Source organism: Ruegeria sp. HKCCD6426, from assembly GCF_057221115.1.
This window is the reverse complement of record NZ_JBWVBF010000002.1, coordinates 120,054-140,323: the sequence shown is the minus strand read 5'-3', so window position 1 is coordinate 140,323 and position 20,270 is coordinate 120,054. Positions and strand designations below refer to the sequence as shown.

The window sequence follows — 20,270 nt, the reverse complement described above, 5'->3', positions numbered from 1 at the left end:
AGAAATTTTCAGCATTTTTTTATAACAAGCTGCCCATGTGCGGCAAAAGCGTCAGCAAAAAATCATCAAAACGCTGAAATATATATGAAAATTTCGACTTTAGTTGGTCAGCTATCTGTCATCATTTGAGTCTTTGATTGCCCTGCACTAATCCTCAATCCAGTATGTTGTTGCGCACCAAATCCTGATCTGCCAAAAGATGACTATGATACCCAAACTTGAAACCCGCCTTGGAACTCTGTTTGAAGCTGACTGCCTTCAGGTTTTGTCTGGCATTGAAGGCGAAACGGTTGATCTCGCGTTCGCTGATCCCCCATTCAATCTCGGCAAGGAATATTCTTCCAAAATAAATGATGCTCTCCATGAGGCTGAGTATCTTGACTGGTGCAAGGCTTGGCTTGACGAGATGGTTCGTGTGCTCAAACCAGGCGGATCACTGTTCCTTTGGAATTTGCCTAAATGGAATCTGCAGTTGGGGGCTCACCTCGGCCAAGCGTTGACATTTAGACATTGGATCTCAGTCGATATCAAATACAGCCTTCCCATACAAAAGCGGCTGTATCCTTCGCATTATTCTCTTCTTTATTTTGTCAAGGGTCCCAAGCCAGCGATCTTTCATCCCGATAGGCTACCTGTGCCTTGTTGTCGGCATTGCGGGGGAGAACTTCGAGACTATGGCGGATATAAACACAAAATGAACCCAGCGGGCGTTAGTTTGACCGATGTCTGGACTGATATTCCACCGGTTAGACACGCAAAATACAAGAAGCGAGCGGCCAATGCTTTATCATTAAAACTAATGGACCGTGTTGTTAGCATGGCCTCGGACCCGGGCTCATTAGTTCTTGATCCATTTGGAGGATCAGGAACAACTTTTGTTGCTGCGGAGTTGACTGGGCGTCGATGGATAGGAACTGAGCTCGATTGCACTTCTATCGTGGAAAGGTTCACAGATATCGCATCTGACAGAGAGCATCTTGGCGAAATCCACGCCAACAAAAACACTCTGTTTACAGAGAAAGATCTCAAATTGAGGAGCAAAAGTGGCAATCCTCTTTCAGATAAATATCGCGTCAAGTCTGTCCATGCAGAGCAACCGCATTGCGCTTGCGATTTTCACGATGACAAGCAGAGTGACCTGTTTAGTTCTTAACTCTCTTTGCTCTACCTTCACGTGCGCGCCCATCTTTCCCCTTAGGCAGGTAAGGAAACGATGGGTCATCCGTTAGCTTGTCGTGTTCAACGACGGAAATGGCCAGTAGGCCTTGATCGACACTTTCACCCAAACGTGCCCACATTTCGAGATAGCCGGAGAGTTCGCTAATATTCCCAATTCGATCAGTCAGGTGCTCATAAAGCGCCCTGCTGGGAACGATTAGAACGCCGACATCGATGATTCCTGCTCCCAATGCGATGGCCAGTTTATTCATGCTCCTGTGGGAGGAAGAGATATTTCCAGTTTCCCATTCAATAGCTACTCGGGTTCCATCTTCACCCTTCGTAATGAAGTCGAACCCGCCAAAGTTTGAGGTGATTGGTTCAAAATGCTCTTCCAAGCTTGGGTATAACTTTAGCGGTGTTTTCTTCCTCGCTTTTCCCAGGTCGACAGCCCCTTCCGGAGCCCAGCCCTCAGATATTGTCATGTGGTCGAGAAAACTTTGCTTTAGGTAGTTGACACCATTTCGTTTCCATTGGCCTCCCGTCGTTCTTTCTTTCATTCGAAGCGTCAGTTTTCCGCTCCCCTTTGGGTGGTCAATGTTCGCAATTGATCGCAAATAGCTCTCATGGAAGTATTTCCAGTCGGCGCTTGCTAAAGTCTTGCCCCTTTCGAATAGGACGATTGTGCGCAGCCATTTCATTTTGTTCTACTCGGAATGCCTTTAGTAAGTGAGGCAACATCGGTGTTGAACGCATCGGCCAGCTGGCAAAGAACCGCAAATGTGATATTTCTCTCACCGCGTTCAATTCCGCCTACATACGATCTGTCAAGGTTTGATAGATCGGCTAAGTGTTCCTGGGTAATACCCAGTTCTTTGCGTTTAGCTCTTACGCGTCGCCCGAGTTCGATGATGTCGCATTCGTGTTTCACACGACACGAAGGACCAAAAAGAGGACGATGAGTCCACGGACTATCATCCCCATTTTGGATTAGCTGACCCCGGAAGGCGGATTTCTTAAGGTCTATAAGTGTAAATTCTGTATTATTTTTTTCTTTCAAAGAGCATGGCGATTTCGCCAAAGTCCAAATCCTGCTCCCGCAACCACTTTTACTGAACGCAGTGTCAACCCAGCCGACCCAGGGCGGCTTTGTTCATTCTGGCCAGACCAATCATCGCTGTCAGCGCGCCTTCCAGTTGGATCTGTACGCTATCACGTTCATCCTGGACCGAGGCACGTTCGATCAAGCCCCGGGTAATCTCCAACGCCCCTGTACGGATCTATGGGTCCGATATCCTGCGGATTTGGGCGGGGCTTTCAGCACATCTTTTGGGTGTGGCAATGCGGGCGACTTGGGGTGAAGCGCAGAGCTATCCGGGAGCGGCCAGAGAGCTGGGAATGGACCGCGTAGCTTTCACAAAGCGTTATATTTAAATGAAAAAACGTAAATGGCAGGCAATCCTAATGTGTTGACATTCAGCGTCGTGGCGTGACCACTACGTTCAGCTTTGAGGTGTGCGACTTATCAGAAGATCTCGCTTTGGACTTTGAGGTAGACGGCCAGTTGACCAACGAATTTCAATCAAACGTGATGCTTAGTCAGTAGGTTAGACCTCAATAACGGGCGGAGAATACAGACAAAGCGGACATAAATGGTTCAATTGATAGATAAAATGTATGGCTCAGCTAAATCGCAACATCTTGGAGGTTAACTCTTTGCGGTTATTATTCATCTATTTTTCGTTGGTATTTCTAGCTTTCGGGGTTGTCGGCAAAACGTATGCCGACAATTCACTGTCCGACAGCACCTTCTCAGAAGGCAGGATGCCAGACTACCCAAAGCAAGTGTTTCCAAACTGCGCAATTATTTGGGAGCTTGAAGCTAGCGTGCAAAGCAAAGTTAGGTGCCTTTCTGGAAGTGATTTTATTTCAGAAAGCGAAAACGGCTTGGTTAGCTTAGGACGTAAGAAAAGCAATAGAAGTACGATAATTCAGAGGAACGTTGAACGTGTGGAGATGCTACCCGAACATTTTTTTAAGTATTTATCTTGGTTACATAATTGCGAGGACAGTGTCGAATGCGTGATCGAAGAGGATGAAGCCGAAATTAATGATCTGCTTCAATCGGTGGATGTCGATGGAGGCTCGTGGCGATTCCAGCTCTCAAAATCGAATAGAAAACCTGTTTATGGCCCGGTTACGTATTTTTTTGAAGCAGGTGAGGTGTTGATTGCTGTTGAAACCACAGACAACAGAAATCTAACAGCGGCAAATTATGGAATATTCCCCTTTTTTATAGTTAAGAATTTCGAGTGAGAATCATTTTAGAATTGGTAGAGAAAATAGTTAAGCTGACGTTTGGCAGTTATGGAAGGCCATCTGTATCTGTCTCAATTGGTTCCTTTGGCCTTCCAGAAGTAGAGATACCATCACTTCCGGAAAACCTGAGGTCACCAGGCGACATACGTTCAGCAATAGATCGCGCCGTTGATGCGGTTTCGGGCTTAGCCACGGAAGCGTCCAGGTATGCAGGCCAGCGTCCCTTAAGCGCCAACAAATCGGTCGACAAGACGCGGTGAACCACAGGCCCTTTTGGCATAATCACCTGGTAAAAAGCGTCGTAGATAGAGATAGCAACGGTGCTTCGCACTGAAACATGCGAACACCAAGGCCGATCGGAACGAAATTAGATGCTTGGAGTGGGTATACCAATCCATTCAAACTGAGCGCTGTGTCAGATGACGAGGACCGTCGGACGTTATCATCCAGTTTGACAGAGCTTTGTCCATTTGCTTCATCCGATAGCGCAACATTTCACGGGTCATTCGGTTTAGTGTCTCGGTATATTCCGAGCGATCCGCGACGTTCTCCATTTCACCACTACCAGCGCTGTCGAACAAGAGCGGCGGCAGGTCCGCCGCGAACTCTACCAGTGTGAACCGATCATCACGTAGAATACAAAGGCAGCTATCGGCCAAGCCGGTGCCCAGATCGCGTTGCCAGTGTGTAGGATCGATCGGATCGGCAAAGTCCAGCTCTGAGAAAGAAAAGCTGCGCCATTCTACAGGGGTTTCACCACGCAGGAAGGGCATCAGCGTACAGCCGTTCATCGCATCCGGCACGGTTTGGTCAACCCAATCAAGAATCGTGGGCGTAATATCGATAGACTCGGTGGGTGCGTTGATGGTTAGACCTTCGGATCCGCCGGGCATGTGTACGATCAATGGCGTATGGTAGGCTGCATCAAAGACCGACATTTTACCCCAGCAATGTCGGTCACCCAGCATTTCGCCGTGGTCCGAGGTGACAACAAGCAAAGTATCGTCATACTGCCCGGTTTCCTTCAAAAAGGACACGACACGACCAATATGGTGATCTACTTCGGTGGCCAACCCCAGGTAGACCGACCGCAAAGTCCGAACGACCTCATCCGTGGGCTCCAAATCCGCGAAACCTTCGACGAACCCGGACACATCACAGTTGGTACGAGTAGAGGCCAGGAAGGCGTGAAGGGCGTCCTCGGCTTCAGGCGTCTCCAGACGTGTCGGCAAAGGCAGAGAGGCAGGGTCATACATCCGGTTGTAAGGCGCAGGTGCGACAAGTGGAGGGTGCGGACGAATATAGGTCAGATGGGCAAACCACCCGGTGCCTTCATCGGCATAAGCCGGCATGGTTTCCAGAAAACGATCCGTCAGAAAGGCGGTGTCACTATCTTCGGCTGCATAAAAAGCCGGGTCGTTTAATGCTGGCGCATTACCATTGGAGGCAACCGGTTTGAACACATCGAAGTAGCTGTCGAACTCGTAACCTTTGTTTTTCAGATGCGAGCGCCAAGGAAATGACATCTCCAGTCGCATCTCGAGCATTTCCTGAAAGCCCGCCATGTGAAACTCGTAGGATCGGAGGGCCGGGTCGTTGACGTCGAACACCCGGGGGTCCTGTGACGTGTCGGTATAGCCGAACAACATCGGAAGGTACCCAGCTTTGCGCACTTCACTTGCGATCGTAGGAGTGTCATGGCGAAGCGGCGTTCCGTTGCGAACCGACCGATGGTTCATCGCATATTGCCCGGTCAAAAGTGACGCACGCGAAGGCCCGCACGGGTTAGTCACCGAAAAATGCCGGGTAAAGGTAACGCTATCGTCCATCAATGCACGTAAATGAGGTAGCTCCACATGGCTTGCCAGATCCCCGAACAAACAATCTGCGCGCAATTGATCGACAATTATGAAAAGGACGTTTTTCTTACCGCACATTGTTTCGTGCTCCTGTTCGCCAGACCGATTCTCCGTATCTGGAATTTCGCGCCACTCAGAGTGAATCGCTGCAACTTACCTTGCCAACAGAAAGGGCAAAAAAGACGTCGAAATCAACAACGACTATTTGCTTTCACGACAGAAACCGAGAGAAGTTATCGGATCAAAAGTCCAGGCCCAGATCAATGGTCCGGTAAGAATGCGTCAACGCCCCAGACGAGATGTAATCCACGCCTGTTGCAGCAATGGCCGCTACCGTTTCTCGGGTTACGTTGCCCGAAGCCTCAGTCACCAATCTGCCATCCACCATCGAAACCGCCTCGGCCAGCGTGTCAGCGCCCATGTTGTCCAGCAGGACCACATCTGCGCCGCCGAATTCCAGCACTTCGGCAAGTTGATCCAGATGATCAACCTCGATCTCGACCTTCATCATATGTGAGGCGCGGGCTTTTGTTGCCTCCAGCACCGCACGTACGCCACCCGCGGCGGCAATGTGATTGTCTTTGATCAGTATCGCATCAGACAGAGAGAACCGGTGGTTGAACCCGCCACCATGTAGCACGGCCTGCTTCTCGACAATGCGCAACCCCGGCGTGGTTTTGCGGGTGCAGGTGATGCGTGCCTTGGTGCCTTCGGCCTCGGCCACCAATGCCGCAGTCGCGGTTGCCACGCCGCACAGTCGCCCGGCAAAGTTCAGTGCAACCCGTTCACCCGACAGGATCGAGGACGCCTTGCCCTTTATTTCCATCAGCGTGTCACCCTTTGAGCAGCGTTGCCCGTCATGCAGATGTGATGTGATTTCAAGCGACGGATCAACAAGCCGGAATGCCAGATCAGCCACCTGAAGCCCTGAAACGACCGCGTCCTCGCGCGCATTAAGTCGAGCGGAATAGGTCGTCTCGGCCGGGATCACGGTTAGCGATGTTATGTCGCCGTTGGCGCCCAGATCTTCCATCAACGCAGAGCGGACCAGAGGTTCCAGGATCAGGTTGGGCAATGCGGGAAAGGTCATGTGGCTTCCTTTGCAGTTTTATCGCGCAGCTCCAACGCCTCGCGCAAAGTCAGAACAGAGCGTTGGCCGTTGCCAGATGCGGCCTGCGGGAAATCGGATCGGAAGTGCGCGCCGCGGCTTTCAGTGCGGGCGAGTGCAGCGGCCGCGATCAGAGTGGCCGTCGCTGTCATGTTGAGAAACGGGGCTGAATTCGTGTTTTCAGACTCAAGTTCGGCGATGGTAAGCAACGCCCGACGCAGCCCAGTACCATTTCGCACCACGCCGACTAGGTTGGTCATTGTTTCTCGCAATGCTTCAACCGCTGGGGTCCGTTCACTTGTGCGGCCAGAGCCAAATTCAATAGCGAGCCGTGGCGCTTTGCCATCAGACACGACAGTCGCAATGTCCTGGGCACATGTGCGAGCAAAGACCAAGGCTTCAAGCAAACCATTCGACGCCAGACGGTTGGCGCCATGCAAGCCGGTCGAGGCGGCTTCGCCGCACACCCACAGCCCTTCCAGCGAACTGCGGCCTGTCATGTTCGTGGCCACGCCGCCCATGTGGTAATGCGCGGCAGCCGCAACCGGGATTGGCTGGGTCAACGGATCAACGCCATTGCGGATGCAGGCTTCGGTCACCGCCGGAAACTGCGTTGCGATTTCGGCTCCTATCGCTGCGCGCGTGTCGAGTGCAGGACGATACCCTGCCTGAGACTGCAGATAGACGGCGCGGGCCACGATATCGCGCGGCGCCAGCTCCTCGTCGGGGTGGATGCCAGACATGAACCGGTGCCCGGTATTGTCGATCAGCGCGGCGCCTTCTCCACGCAACGCCTCGGTCGCCAACGGCGCGGGGTCTTCGCCCACGTCGATCGCGGTGGGGTGAAACTGCACGAACTCGGCGTCGGCGATTTGCGCTCCGGCGCGGGCTGCCATGCCGATCCCTTGCCCCCTGATACGCGCGGGATTGGTCGTAAGTGCATATAAACCTGCGGAGCCGCCTGTAGCCAAAACATGGGCAGCACCCCGGACCAACACCGGCTCTGCCTCGGGGGCTTCGGCGCTGGTGAGGAAAACCCCAGTGACGCGTGTGCCATCGCTTTCCAGCCCAACTGCCTGCGCGCCTTCGATCACCTGAACAGACGGTGTCCGGCGCAGCTCGGAAATCAGTGCTCGCATGATCTCGGCGCCCGCCTGATCACCTTTGACCCGCACCACACGCGCGGCTGAATGTGCAGCTTCCCGGGACTGAACGAAGCCTCCGTCTGCTGTGCGATCGAAGCCGGTTCCAAGGTCGGAAAGATCAAGCACATGACCAGGTGCTGCTCGGGTCACAAACTCGGCCACTTCGCGCAGGACCGATCCGGCCCCTGCGCGCATCGTGTCATCGGCATGCGCCTCGGCACTGTCGGTTGGAGCCATGGCAGCGGCTACACCACCCTGCGCCCAGGCCGAGCTTGCACCGGACCCCAAGGCTTCAGGCGAGATCATAACTACCGGGCACGGCGCCAGTTTCAACGCTGCATACACTGCAGCCAGGCCAGCGCCGATGATAACCACTCGAGGGGTGGTGACCTCTTGCATCGGGCTGATCAGATGCCCAACTGGCGGGACAGGTCAATCATCCGCTGAACCGAAAGGCGTGCCTTGTCGGCGATTTGGGCGTCAACTTCGACTTGTCCGGTCATCGTATCAAGCGCAAACAGCACCTTTTCCAGCGTGATCTTCTTCATATAGGGGCACATGTTGCAGGGACCGACGAAGTCGACCTCAGGCAGTGCGTCCGCGATGTTCGAAGCCATCGAGCATTCGGTGATCAGTAGCGCCTTTTCGGGTTTCTTGTCGGTGACGTATTTGATGATGCCACTGGTCGAGCCCGAGAAATCTGCCTCGGCCACCACGTCAGGCGGGCATTCGGGATGCGCAATCAGCCGCGTGCCCGGGTTCCACTCACGGAAATCGCGCAGATCGCTGGCGCTATATTGTTCGTGTACAATGCAAGAGCCTTCCCACCAGACCACGTTTTTTTGCGGCACGTCGCGCGCGACGTTCTGCGCCAGGTACTGATCGGGCGTCATGATAACCGTATGGCTGTCCTGCGCCGCGACGATCTGGGCGGCATTGGACGAGGTGCAGCAAATGTCCGAGGCTGCTTTGACCTCGGCCGTGGTGTTGACATAAGACACCACCGGTGCGCCGGGATAGCGGCGACGCATTTCCTCAATACCCTCAGCTGTAATCGATTCCGCCAGCGAACAACCGGCTTCCATATCCGGCATCAGCACGGTTTTTTCAGGGCTGAGTATTTTGGACGTCTCGGCCATGAAATGCACGCCGCATTGTACGATCACGTCCGCCTCGACCTCGGTTGCCTTGATGGCCAATTGCAGACTGTCACCACCGAAATCCGAGATGCCGTGGTAAATCTCGGGCGTCATGTAGTTATGGCCCAGAATGACCGCATTACGCTCGGCCTTCAGATCGTTGATCGCCTTCACGTAGGGTGCAAAGATCGCCCAGTCCGCGGGTGACACGACGCGGGACATGCGGTCATAGATGTCGCTCATGCTGGCGGCCAGCTCGGGCGATGGGGTTAGGTCGTATTTTTCGGAGAGATGCGCACGCTGCGCCGGTAGGTCGAACACGGGACTGTTTTCTGCCTGATGAACTCGTGGAGCCTTAGATATTGGGTTTGATTTGGAATGACCACCACCCAATTAGGGAGTTTGTCCCAAAAATTTGTTTCCCATAGGAACTATCTGACCGTTCTTCGCTCAGGCCAGAGGAAAGTTGGCGATCGACGGCGCTTGAGTCATGCGACGTGTGGAAAAGCTTGCGTGATTCACGCCGCTTTACACCTGTCGTTGGTTATTCCGGCCGACAAGGCTGAAACACGCAAACAAGACAGCCGCAACGCAGACAATCGATGGTCCGGCAGGCGTGTCAAAGACATATGCCGACCGCAGGCCCGCGACGACCGAGGTCGCGCCGATTGCCGCCGCGATAACGGCCATGGACTCAGGTGAACGCGCAAGGCTGCGGGCAGCAGCAGCAGGAATGATCAGCATGGCCGCGATCAACAGCACACCAACGACCTTGATCGCCACGGCAACGGTGACGGCCAGAGACAGGGTCAGGATCAACTGTTCGCGCTTGGGGTCGAAGCCGCTGGCATAGGCCAGCTCTTCATTCAGTGTCGCGGTCAGTAACTGAGACCAGCGCCACGTGATCAGCGCCACTACTAGGGCCGCGCCTCCCCAGATCACTGCCAAATCGGTGCGCGAAACCGCAAGAATGTCGCCAAACAGATAGGCCATCAAATCGATGCGAACGCCGGACAGGAACGAGACAGCAACAAGGCCAAACGCCAATGCAGAATGCGCCAGAACGCCCAGCAAAGTGTCCATGGCATATCCGCGGCCCGCCAAGAGCGTCACTGTCAACGCCATCAAAAGCGCAACCGCCAGTGCGCCGGTAAAGATCGACATTTGTAACGTCAGTGATAGCGCGACGCCAAGGATAGCAGCATGTGCCGTGGCATCTCCGAAATAGGCCATTCGGCGCCAGACGACAAAACACCCAAGCGGAGCGGCCGCAAAAGCAACACCAACGCCAGCGAGCGTAGCCCGCGTCATGAAATCATCCAGCATTATTCCGCTGCTTCCTGAGAATTTGGACCATGGTCATGATCGTGGTCATGGTCGTGGCGATAAAGTGCGAGGGCGCCACCGGTACCTGTGCCAAACAAGGCCCTATATTCCGGGGCCGAAGCGACCACTGCGGGTGAACCTTCGCAACAGACATGCCCATTGAGGCAAATCACCCTGTCGGATGCGCTCATGACTACGTGTAGTTCGTGACTAATCATCAAGATAGCGCATCCGGTTTCGCGTCGCACAGATTCGATCTGACGATAAAACGCAGCCGAACCGGGCTGGTCGAGGCCTTGTGTCGCCTCATCCAGCAGCAGAATTTCAGGCCGGTTGATCAAAGCCCGTGCCAACAGTACCCGCTGAAATTGCCCGCCTGACAGCTGCGACATCTGGCGCTTCAGAAGGTCGGGCACACCTGCCGATTCAAGGGCATTTGCACAATCCTGTCGCGACACGGGATTGGTCAGGCGCATGAACCGCTCGACAGTGATGGGCAGCGTCGGGTCGATGTGCAGCTTCTGGGGCACGTACCCGATTCTTAGTCCTGGCTTTCGCATAACCCGACCAACCGAAGGTTTGGTCGCGCCGATAATGGCCCGCAACAGGCTGGTTTTGCCCGAGCCATTCGGTCCGACAATCGTCACGATCTCGCCTGGCTCAATCTGCATATCTACATGACGCAACACAGTGTTTGCGCCGTAGCAAATGCTGACGTCATCAACAGTTACAAGGGCCATTCTTATGCCTTTTCACTGCAGGCCGGGCAAACGCCCTCGACTTCCACAACGGTTCGCTCGATCTCGAACCCCGCAGCGCGCGCGGCAGCGCCAAGCGCGCCCTTGGTGGGCGAGGACTGCGCCTCGGCCACGGCATCGCAGAGCCTGCAAATCATGAACGCCGGTGAATGGGACGCACCCGGGTGCGAACAGGCAACAAATGCATTCAGTCGCTCAATCTTGTGGACAAACCCATTCTCAACCAAAAAATCGAGCGCACGGTAAGCCACCGGTGGTTGAGAGCCGAAGCCTTCTTCGCGTAGGCGGTCAAGGATCGAATAAGCTCCGAGCGCACGGTGTTCTTGCAGCAGCATTTCCAACACTTTTCGCCGAACCGGTGTTAGGCGCAGTCCTTCTTCTTTGCACCGCGCTTCTGTCGTGGCCAGCGCGGATTCAACGCAATGCTCATGGTCATGTTTCTGAAATCCGACGAGGGCCGAGTCATCTTTCGGCGTGGGCTGTGTTTCACTTGTCATGTTATTTCATATCATATATGTCGCTCGCAATGTTATAAAATCACACCGAGGGTCTGATGTCCAGAAAGCTTCTTCCTGTTTCGATGATGGTCGCACTGATGGGTGGTACGGCCATCGCAGATGTTCCGAAAGTGGCTGTTGATATTGCGCCGATCCATTCACTGGTAGCGCGGGTAATGGAAGGTGTTGGCGCTCCCGACCTGATCGTACAGCCGGGTGCTTCACCCCACGAGTACAACCTTCGACCGTCCGAAGCTGCAGCACTGCAAGAGGCGGATCTGGTATTCTGGATGGGATCGGATCTGACACCGTGGATGGAAAGTGCAGTAGAAACACTTGCGGGCGGCGCCACAGTTACGTCTTTGCTGGCTTCGGATGGCACTGTTCTGTTGGATTTCCGCGAGGGTGCTTTGTTTGAAGCGCACGACCATAGCGATGATGATGACCACAATCACGAAGAGCATGTGGAAGATGACGAACATGTCCATGATGATGAACATCATGATGATGAGCATGAAGAACACGCCGAAGATGACGATCATGGTCACGAAGAACATGCAGAGCATGGAGACCACGATCATGATGCGCACGGCCATGGAGAGCATGACCCTCACGCCTGGCTTTCATTGGAAAACGCCAGCACTTGGCTTAACCTGATTGCAGCGCAGCTTTCCTCAGCGGATCCGGAGAACGCAGGTGCATATTTTTCGAACGCGGCCGCGGCACGTTCAGAAATGGATGCGCTGTCAGCCGAGGTCGCCGAGATACTTAAGCCGGTTCGTGGTGGCAGCTTTATTGTCTTCCACGACGCCTATCAGTACTTCGAGGACGCCTTCGACTTCCCGGCCTCAGGGGCGATTTCGCTCAGCGACGCATCCGACCCTAGCCCGGCCCGTATTGCAGAAATCCAGCGCCGAATCCGTGAAGAGGGCATTGACTGCGTTCTAACCGAACCGCAGTTCAACGCTGGCCTCGTGCGCACCGTCCTAGACGGAACAGATGCCAAGACCGGCATGATCGATCCGATCGGAGCAGATACTGAAACCGGCACAGCCCTTTACCCACATATCATCCGGAATATGGCTAAAACGTTAGCTGAGTGTCTTTAGGGACTGGAGGCGCCCGGCGAGAAAACCAACATTGGTCAAGCTTGGTGCCCTGTCTACTCACTCTTAAGCAACAAATGGCTTTATGGGGCACGGGGATTTCGTACAAACGCGGTTCTGAGCATCAAGCAGAACAAGGCAGTGCTCCTCGCGCCGGTAAACCACTAAGTTGCGTCAATTGGCAGGATCGAAAGCGTGATCCGCAAACTTGGCTAAATAAATATCGCTAGAAGACCTCTGATGCGAACTGACAGCCTCTAAGTTATGGAAGGCACCGCAAGCAACGAGCGGAGGCCCATATCGCGATCCTGTTCATTGCGGGCTTGTTCAATTGGCCAAGCAAGCATAGTGCATGCAAAACGTGTCGCTCCCAGCCAATCAAAGCGATGCAGCAGAACCTTTGGAGAGCATAATGAAATCAGTTTTGACTTCGGCGGCACTAACCTTGATTGCAACATCGGCGGTGTACGCCGAGCAGACAGTCTATGTTTACAACTGGGCGGATTATATCGACGAGTCTCTGCTAGAAAAATTCACTGCCGAAACTGGGATCGATGTGGTCTATGACAACTTCGACTCCAATGACCTGCTTGAAACCAAATTGCTCGCGGGCAACTCAGGTTACGACGTTGTTTTCCCATCGGGCTCTTTTCTGCAACGCCAGATTGCCGCCGGAGTTTTTCAACCACTCGACAAAGATCAGCTTCCGAACTCTGTACACATGTGGGATGTCATCGAAGAACGAACTGCAGTATTCGATCCGGAAAACCGCTTCTCGGTTAACTATATGTGGGGGTCGACCGGCATTGCTGTGAATGTCGGGAAAGTTCGCGAGGCGCTTGGCGACGACATTCCCTTGGACACGTTGGAGTTGCTCTTCAACCCGGAATATGTGTCCAAGCTGGCAGATTGTGGCGTGAACTTTCTGGATGCGCCTTCCGAGCTTGTACCAGCCGCGTTGACCTATATCGGAGAGGATCCGAATTCACAGGATCTCGAGGTGATTGCCAAAGCTGAACCAGTTCTCAGTGCGGTCCGTCCATACGTCAAGACTTTCAACTCGACGGGCTATATTTCGGCTCTTGCAACAGGTGAAGTCTGTGTTTCCATCGCCTGGTCCGGTGACGCCCTGCAAGCGCGTGACCGGGCTGCGGAGGCAGAAAACGGAGTCGAGATCGCATATGGCGCGTTCCGGGAAGGGTCCGGCATGTGGTTTGATCAGATTGCGATCCCTGCGGATGCTCCGAACTCGGCGGCGGGTCATGCATTTATCAACTTCCTCATGGAACCAGAAAACGCGGCCGCAATTTCAAACTATGTTTGGTATGCAAACGGCAACCTTGCGGCGCAGGAATTCTTGAAAGAAGAGATTCTGAATGATCCGGGTCTCTATCCGTCTGAAGAGGGCTTGGAAAACCTCTATATGAAGATGCCTTGGGATTCAGAAACGCAACGATTTGCGACACGCATGTGGACGCGTATCAAATCCGGCCTGTAGCTTGCACATGGGCCTAGGCGCTGGCTAGCCTTGTGTGAGGGATGCTGATCCGCGACATTTCTGGGTGCCAGGGTGGTGATTTCTTTGCTGTTTCGCCAACTATTGCGAAAGCCTTTGGTCAGCGTTGTTGCCCGAGCCTGTTGCAGCTCGGGCTTCTGCTACTTTGCGTCCTGATCGAAAACTCATCGGGGCTGGTGCTAGGCGCACGACTAAAGTCTCGAGAACAGGCTGGCAGCGGACGGTTGGAATAAGCATGAGCAAACTTGAGAAAATAATGCGTGCTATCGCCGAAGGACTGGAGCGCCAAGCTGAGTCTTCGCCGAAGTACCCGAATTCGAATTTGGCGCACCCAACATTCAATTTTCAAGTGCGCCAAAATCAGATCTGCGCCGTCGGTTGGTTGTTTTTTTTGTTCGGAATAGAGCCGCGCAAAAGGCTGGGTCGCGTAGTTCTCAATTCTCTACCGCACCTGAATCTCGCAAGTGTTTCCCGTTGGAAGTTGTCAGGAGCGATTGACGAGGCTGTCGAGGCGATGACCAAAGCCCGTTCGCTTGAGGTGAACGAGGCCGTTGCCGGCGCCCCCACGGATAACGCCGATCGAATTGCTCGTAGAATTCGGCACCTTATCAATTTGCGTGCCTTGGATAGAGCTCGCGAATTGTTTTTGCAAAACTCAGCCAACTTGCGCGATCACTTTGAGCCGCTACGTGAAAGGTTTACAGCACTAGAAAATGGGGCGCGCGTAGAAATTTGTGATCAAAGGCTGGTGGGACGTCGGACCGTCATACCAACCAAATTATGTTCTTCGGACCAATTTTTTGAAACCGAATGGCGAATAGCAAACCAACTGATATTGAGCAACCTATTAGAAAGAGGCGAAGCCGAAAATACAGCAGTTCTTGATGCGCTTCTTTCTGAAGTCTCAACTGATCACAGACGCGCCCTGTCAATCCTAGAGTTTTTGAACAACTCATTAGGCTGTGGCTATAGAGACCAGTTGATCTCTTTGGTCCTGCCGCTGGCACCGATGGTACGTTTCGTAATTTTTTCACATTGGCATTGGGTCAACGAAAAGCTGATGGCCAGAGCGCTGGATGAAGCAATCAAGGCGGGAAGCTCCTACAATGTAGAATGGCCGCTCATTCGCGCGATGTCCGGTCGTTTATCTCCGCCTCCTAAGAACAATGCTAAACGGCAATTGTTCGAAAAACTGCTACTTCTTGCTAAGGGCAAGGCTGAATTTGGAGCGGATCTTCTCAAAGTCTCAGCTGAGAAACAGGGTGTGCGAGTAATAGGGCCAGAGGTAATACCTGCCGCCTTTATCGCAGATTTAGAATACAAGAATGTGTCCAAGAATACCGTAGACGGTGTTGAGGAAGCGCTGACAGACCGAGCGAAGACTTGGTTGGAAAGAGAGGTAGAGAGTTCCAGAGGATTAATAGTTCTGTCTCCGCACTCCCAGGAACTTCCTTTTGCTGGAAGTCGCCTGCTGATCGCGCTGGCTGGTATGGGAAAACCAATCCAAACCGTTGTCGCAACCGCACCTGAAATTGGTGACCCTCTTGAATATTCAGATTTCCTGACTTCGGCACGCAGTGACGGCCTCGATATTTCAGTGTCAGGTAGAAACTCCGCGGAACGCAATTCTAGTTCAAGCCATTACCTAAGCCATTTGCGTTCAGGTGCAGTGCTTCAAGTCTACTTCGATGTGCCGTTTGCTCCCGGAAAGAAAGTGTTCGCACCTTGGTATTTTCGTCCTGCGAAACTGACTGGATTTCCGGCACAACTTGCGATCTCCAGCGGCGCAAATATCTGCTTTGCCGTGACATGGGTTAACGAAGATGGAGATCAAGTAATTGATATTATCCCACTTGCCCCACCGCCCAGAACGGGTTCAGTCAAGGTTCAGGCAGTGTGGTTTACGCAGCAACTCGCCCGTATCAGCCGGAGTTTTGTCCTAGTACAAAAAATGCCGATTCTGAGAGGCCTAATAACTGATTACGGGGGATTGCCGCCCAAGCGCGAACTGGTCCCAATCGAAACCTGGCTGCAAAGCGATGCAGTGCGCGAAAGCAAGCTGTGCTGGCTCGCCGATCATGACGGCGACCGCATCGCCATTCGCACTGCATCGAAATCCATGACTTACGCAAATCTTGCAAGCCTGAGTTTGCGAATGTCCAACATGTTGCTGCATTTTCAAGATACTGCTCCACGCCATATCAGTTCTGACCGCAATTTCGACGACCAGCACAGGGTATTGAGTCTGATGCCGGCTAGTCCGGCGGCTGTAGTCACACAGTTGGCTTCGACCGCAGCGGGAAGTCTTCTGTGTCTTGGGTTGCCAGAGGATTCGGATGACCAGCTTGCCAGCCGCATTAAGGCTTTTGATCCCGACTTGGTCATTGTCACCTTTTCGCTTTGGAACCGATTGATTGCGTCAGTCCCGGAGTTGGAAAACTGGAACGCTCTGATTATTGGGGATGCCTGCGATGAAGCCGCTTTGGACGTCTTGTTGGAGAGCTTTTCCGAGGCCACGGCGCTGCCCCCACTCGACCTTCAATGCCCAGCCCACGTTGTTTTCACCTCGGGCAGTTCCGGAGAGCCCAAGGGCGTCGTTCTGGCAGCGGGTATGGCTTCGCGGATGAAAGTGTTCGATTACGATGAGCCGCAAACTCTGCTCACCGTTGTACGCTGGGACACAGCTACTGCGCTGGAGTTGTTGCCTGCATTTGTTGGAAACCACACAATTGTCCTGCCCCCAATCAACGGCTTTTCCGATCTGAAACAGCTTTGCGATCTAATGATCTCAACGTCAGCAACGGCCTTGTCTTCACCTTGTAGCGTGCTGCACGGAATGCTGCAGAACCCCATGTTCTCGCCAGAGTTTCTGCCCGATTTGACCGTCTTTTTCCCTTGGGGTGAACCCAGCCGAGCCCGTCTCATTCATGACCTTGTGAAACGATTTCCTAGGGCCGAAATAAACGCGACATACGGCGCAACTGAATTCATTGATGTGTCGTTTGGCAAACTCTCAGCTGAAGAGTTTGCCAAATATCAAGGGTCTCCAGGTGGAATGCTCTTGCCAGGAACACGAGCGGTCAACTCTGCCGGTATCGAATTGCAACCGGGCGAGATCGGTCGCGTCGAAGCCATCGGATATGATCGTGCTCTCGGCAGCTTCAAAGATCTTCAGTCAGGCGCGCAGATGTTTGACCCACTCAAAGATCCAATTCTCCTTGATGATTGGGTGACTGTACTGCCCGATGGGAGCCTGGATGTTCTGGGAAGGGTTGACGATGTCGTCAACATCCGAGGGCGGAGACTGTCGCTTAACGGCGTAGCAGAAGCAGCAGAAAACATAGCAGGGGTGGCGCGCGTATTTGTCACTACCATAATGATACGCGACGCAGACGTGGTTGCTATTGCTGTTGAGACCAGACGCAAGGACGTGAACAATCTGGAAAACGAGTTGAGGCAAACAATTTCCCAAAAATTCTTCCCTGCCGCTGCCCCACTGCGTCACTTGCATATGGAGGAGCTGCCGCGGTTGCCGAGCGGGAAACTAGATCGTCAGAAACTTCAAAGGCTTCTGGAAAGCGGTCGGCCGGACAGGTCAGATGTGCTGGATCAGAAAACTGCGGCGGCCCCCAACTCAGAAGTACCATTGTCTCCAATGCTAGAGGTGTTGCGAGAATTCGCTAATCGGGAGGGGCTTGTTCCGCGTTCGAGATTTAACCCGGACGATGCGCATCCCTTTCTGGATTCGATCCTAAGCCTGATACTCATGCTGAGCATTGAAGAGCAACTTGGGACAATGCCAGACGCAACTGTCTTTGATCGTCAAGAAAAATCAACCTGGCGCGAATTGGCAGAACAACTAATTTCGGTGCAAACACGGTGCTGATCTTTGCTGTGTGGTAAAGCGCTGCTGTAAGGGCCAATTCGGCAATTCTTGACCCGCGTGCACCGTCCAATTTTTTAGCAATACTAAAATAAATTTTGATCTTCGGCCCGTTATTCTGTTGAATGGGCGAAAACCAAGTGACCAGCAGGAGAATCTGCATGCATTCGCCCAATGCACAACCCAAACCAAAGTCAAAAGGACATCCGACTGAATTAGGTCAGGCAATCCGGCGCAGACGTAAAGCAATGGGACTGACGCTGGAAAAAGTCGCGAAAGCAGCAGATCTTACAACTGGCTTCTTGTCTCAGGTTGAGCGGGGGCTGAGCTCTCCGTCGCTGACATCCCTAATGGCAATAGCGGCGGCATTGCAAACCAGCGTCGAACAACTGCTGAGCGTTCCGCAGGTTTTTTCCGAGTATGTCGCTCATGATAGCCGCCAAACTTACTCTCTGGGCGTTCGCGGGAGGTTTTACGAGAAGCTTGGGCCCGGGTTTTCAGGTGCTTTGTTTCACCCGCAGATTGTTCATCGCCCGCCCGGTCATGTGTCGGAAAAGATGTGCCATAAGGGTGAGGCGTTTTGCTATTTGATGTCGGGGCAGCTGGAGTATCACCTGGGAGACAAAGTTTTTGTGATGTCACCCGGTGATGTGATTCACCATGATACCTCGGCTCGCCATTATTCCGTCGTTCTGGGGGAATCCGAGGCTGTTGAGCTTTGGGTTACGACTTCTCCAATGAGTGAAACGGGACAGTAGAATCAACGAACTGTAAAAAATTTTCGCTCAGGACTAAAAAAAACTTTAGTATTACTAAGAATCGATTATTGTCATCGCTCATAAGCAAATGAACTTTGCGGGAGGAGAAGAGGATGACGCTAAAAACGGTTCTGGGAATGACCGTTGCATTGACACTGGCGATGCCGGTGGCAGCACAGGAGAGGGGCGGAACGCTGAACTTCGCCCGTTACGATGGATCGCGCCTGATTGACCCGATCTATGCAGATCGCAACCCGGACATCTGGATGGTTGGAAGCCTATTCGATACGCTTCTGCGCGGAAGTGCCGATGGCAATTCAGTTGAACCCGGCCTAGCCGAAGAATTTACGGTTTCAGATGACGGTAAAACGGTTTCTCTGACCCTACGCGAGGGCGTTCTGTTCGCTGATGGGTCGCCAATGACCGGTGAGGACGTTGTTTTCTCATTGGATCGGGCGCGCAATCCCGACCTGAGCCCCTGGGCCGGGTTGTTAGGATCAATTGAAAGTGTGTCAGTAGATGGCAATGCGATAACCATCGCGCTGAATGCCCCGGATCCAACTATCTTGTCCATGTTGGCCACATTCAATACGGCTATCGTTTCGAAAGCGGCCTTTGACGCCGCTGCCGGGGACACCGATCAGGACAAGTCCGCTGCAATTTTTGCCGCCACCGCTGCCGGCGTCGGGTCCGGCCCGTTCTATTTGTGTGGGTTCGAACAAGGCGCCTCGATGGATTTCTGCGCCAACGAGCATTATTGGCGGATGGGCGCGGATGGCAAATCCCTGCCATATCTGGAAGGCGTGCATTTCGAGATCATTCCGGATGACGCGACCCGTATCCTGAGCCTGCAAGCAGGTGAAGTGGACGCGGCAGAGTTCATCCCCTTCAGTCGCGTGGCGGAGTTGGAGGCAGATTCGAACATCAACATGCAGCTCTACCCGTCGACCCGGATCATTTATTCGCCGATCAATACACGCGAAACCCGCGCCGACGGCTCACCTAACCCGCTGGCGGATCCACGCGTCCGGCAGGCATTGAACTATGGCACCAACAAAGATGCCTTGATCGGTGTGGTTCTGCACGGGGCAGGCCAGCCGATGAGTTCTCCGCTGATGGCCAAGGCCACGCAATATGCGTCGGATCTGAGCCCGCTTTATTCGTATGATGTGGACAAAGCCAAATCACTTATGTCCGAGGCTGGAGTTGCGGACGGAACACAGGTCACGCTGACAACGCTGGCAGGTTCGGCAGATGATGCGACGATCTTTGCGGCGTTGCAGCAGATGTGGGCGCCGCTGGGTGTCGATTTGGTGGTCGAGCAGGTGGACGGTGCTACGCGTGGTGCAAAGAACCGCTCGGGTGAATTCGACATTCACACCTATGGCTGGGTTAACGACGTGAATGATCCAAGTCAGGTTGTCGGTTGGCTGGGCTATACCCCTACCGCCAAGGCTGTTGGAACCGGTTGGGAAAACGCCGAATTCAACGCCCTGTTCGAAGAAGCCGCGAATGAAATGGACCCCGAGGCTCGCAAGGCCAAGTTCGCACGGATGCAGGAGCTCTATGCAGAGGCTGCCCCGCTACTGTTCATGTATGAAACACCCTTTGCTGTGGCGCTGGGCACAGCGGTCGAGGGCTATGTTCAGACACCATTGGGCAATAACATCTTCGATGAAGCAACTGTCAGCCGCTAAG

17 protein-coding genes are annotated in these 20,270 nt (G+C 53.5%); 7 read left to right on the top strand and 10 right to left on the bottom strand.

From position 1 onward, the window contains the following. The first annotated feature begins 205 nt into the window (after positions 1-205). Positions 206-1,153, top strand: a complete 948-nt coding sequence (locus AC2TDA_RS05345) for a DNA-methyltransferase (protein WP_480880729.1) — start codon at positions 206-208, stop codon at positions 1,151-1,153. Here AC2TDA_RS05345 and AC2TDA_RS05340 read toward each other — a convergent pair. From AC2TDA_RS05340 to AC2TDA_RS05330, 3 genes are all read right to left on the bottom strand, one after another. Beyond that, positions 1,143-1,859, bottom strand: coding sequence for a BglII/BstYI family type II restriction endonuclease (locus tag AC2TDA_RS05340; protein ID WP_480880730.1), 717 nt, complete (start codon positions 1,857-1,859; stop codon positions 1,143-1,145). The genes AC2TDA_RS05345 and AC2TDA_RS05340 overlap by 11 nt on opposite strands. Then, complete coding sequence (locus AC2TDA_RS05335; RefSeq protein ID WP_480880886.1) at positions 1,856-2,089, bottom strand: helix-turn-helix domain-containing protein; 234 nt, start codon at positions 2,087-2,089, stop codon at positions 1,856-1,858. The genes AC2TDA_RS05340 and AC2TDA_RS05335 overlap by 4 nt, the downstream gene beginning before the upstream one ends. A 193-nt stretch (positions 2,090-2,282) precedes the next feature. Then, the gene (locus AC2TDA_RS05330) at positions 2,283-2,405 is read right to left on the bottom strand and encodes a hypothetical protein (RefSeq protein WP_480880731.1); all 123 of its coding nucleotides are present in this window, start codon (positions 2,403-2,405) and stop codon (positions 2,283-2,285) included. A 430-nt stretch (positions 2,406-2,835) separates the two neighbouring features. Here AC2TDA_RS05330 and AC2TDA_RS05325 point away from each other — a divergent pair, with 430 nt between their 5' ends. After that, complete coding sequence (locus tag AC2TDA_RS05325) at positions 2,836-3,474, top strand: hypothetical protein (protein WP_480880732.1); 639 nt, start codon at positions 2,836-2,838, stop codon at positions 3,472-3,474. Between the two features lie 401 nt (positions 3,475-3,875). On the opposite strand, the gene AC2TDA_RS05320 is transcribed toward AC2TDA_RS05325, so the two are convergent. The 7 genes from AC2TDA_RS05320 to AC2TDA_RS05290 form a co-directional block, all read right to left on the bottom strand. Further along, positions 3,876-5,414 (bottom strand): sulfatase-like hydrolase/transferase, encoded by a 1,539-nt coding sequence (locus tag AC2TDA_RS05320; RefSeq protein ID WP_480880733.1) that lies wholly within the window; start codon positions 5,412-5,414, stop codon positions 3,876-3,878. Positions 5,415-5,577: 163 nt separating this feature from the next. Then, the gene (gene nadC / locus AC2TDA_RS05315) at positions 5,578-6,426 is read right to left on the bottom strand and encodes a carboxylating nicotinate-nucleotide diphosphorylase (protein WP_480849946.1); all 849 of its coding nucleotides are present in this window, start codon (positions 6,424-6,426) and stop codon (positions 5,578-5,580) included. Next, positions 6,423-7,988, bottom strand: coding sequence for an L-aspartate oxidase (locus AC2TDA_RS05310; protein ID WP_480880735.1), 1,566 nt, complete (start codon positions 7,986-7,988; stop codon positions 6,423-6,425). The genes nadC and AC2TDA_RS05310 overlap by 4 nt, the downstream gene beginning before the upstream one ends. Positions 7,989-7,996: 8 nt before the next feature. After that, positions 7,997-9,049: a quinolinate synthase NadA gene (nadA, locus tag AC2TDA_RS05305; protein WP_480849950.1), complete on the bottom strand. Its 1,053-nt coding sequence runs from the start codon at positions 9,047-9,049 to the stop codon at positions 7,997-7,999. 207 nt (positions 9,050-9,256) lie between these two features. Beyond that, on the bottom strand, positions 9,257-10,054 hold the full coding sequence (locus tag AC2TDA_RS05300; RefSeq protein WP_480880737.1) for an iron chelate uptake ABC transporter family permease subunit: 798 nt from the start codon (positions 10,052-10,054) through the stop codon (positions 9,257-9,259). Continuing rightward, complete coding sequence (locus tag AC2TDA_RS05295) at positions 10,054-10,794, bottom strand: ATP-binding cassette domain-containing protein (RefSeq protein WP_480880739.1); 741 nt, start codon at positions 10,792-10,794, stop codon at positions 10,054-10,056. The genes AC2TDA_RS05300 and AC2TDA_RS05295 overlap by 1 nt, the downstream gene beginning before the upstream one ends. Before the next feature lie 2 nt (positions 10,795-10,796). Further along, positions 10,797-11,309 (bottom strand): Fur family transcriptional regulator, encoded by a 513-nt coding sequence (locus AC2TDA_RS05290; RefSeq protein ID WP_480849956.1) that lies wholly within the window; start codon positions 11,307-11,309, stop codon positions 10,797-10,799. A gap of 56 nt (positions 11,310-11,365) precedes the next feature. On the opposite strand from AC2TDA_RS05290, the gene AC2TDA_RS05285 reads away from it, so the two are divergent. The 5 genes from AC2TDA_RS05285 (at position 11,366) to AC2TDA_RS05265 (ending at position 20,269) form a co-directional block, all read left to right on the top strand. Continuing rightward, entirely contained in the window at positions 11,366-12,418 is a 1,053-nt protein-coding gene (locus tag AC2TDA_RS05285; protein ID WP_480880740.1) for a zinc ABC transporter substrate-binding protein, read from the top strand. Between the two features lie 409 nt (positions 12,419-12,827). Next, entirely contained in the window at positions 12,828-13,913 is a 1,086-nt protein-coding gene (locus AC2TDA_RS05280; protein ID WP_480849959.1) for a polyamine ABC transporter substrate-binding protein, read from the top strand. Positions 13,914-14,166: 253 nt separating this feature from the next. Further along, entirely contained in the window at positions 14,167-17,817 is a 3,651-nt protein-coding gene (locus AC2TDA_RS05275) for an AMP-binding protein (RefSeq protein WP_480880742.1), read from the top strand. Positions 17,818-17,975: 158 nt separating this feature from the next. Further along, complete coding sequence (locus AC2TDA_RS05270; protein ID WP_480849962.1) at positions 17,976-18,572, top strand: helix-turn-helix domain-containing protein; 597 nt, start codon at positions 17,976-17,978, stop codon at positions 18,570-18,572. 113 nt (positions 18,573-18,685) lie between these two features. After that, positions 18,686-20,269, top strand: a complete 1,584-nt coding sequence (locus AC2TDA_RS05265; RefSeq protein ID WP_480849964.1) for an ABC transporter substrate-binding protein — start codon at positions 18,686-18,688, stop codon at positions 20,267-20,269. Position 20,270 lies beyond the last annotated feature (1 nt).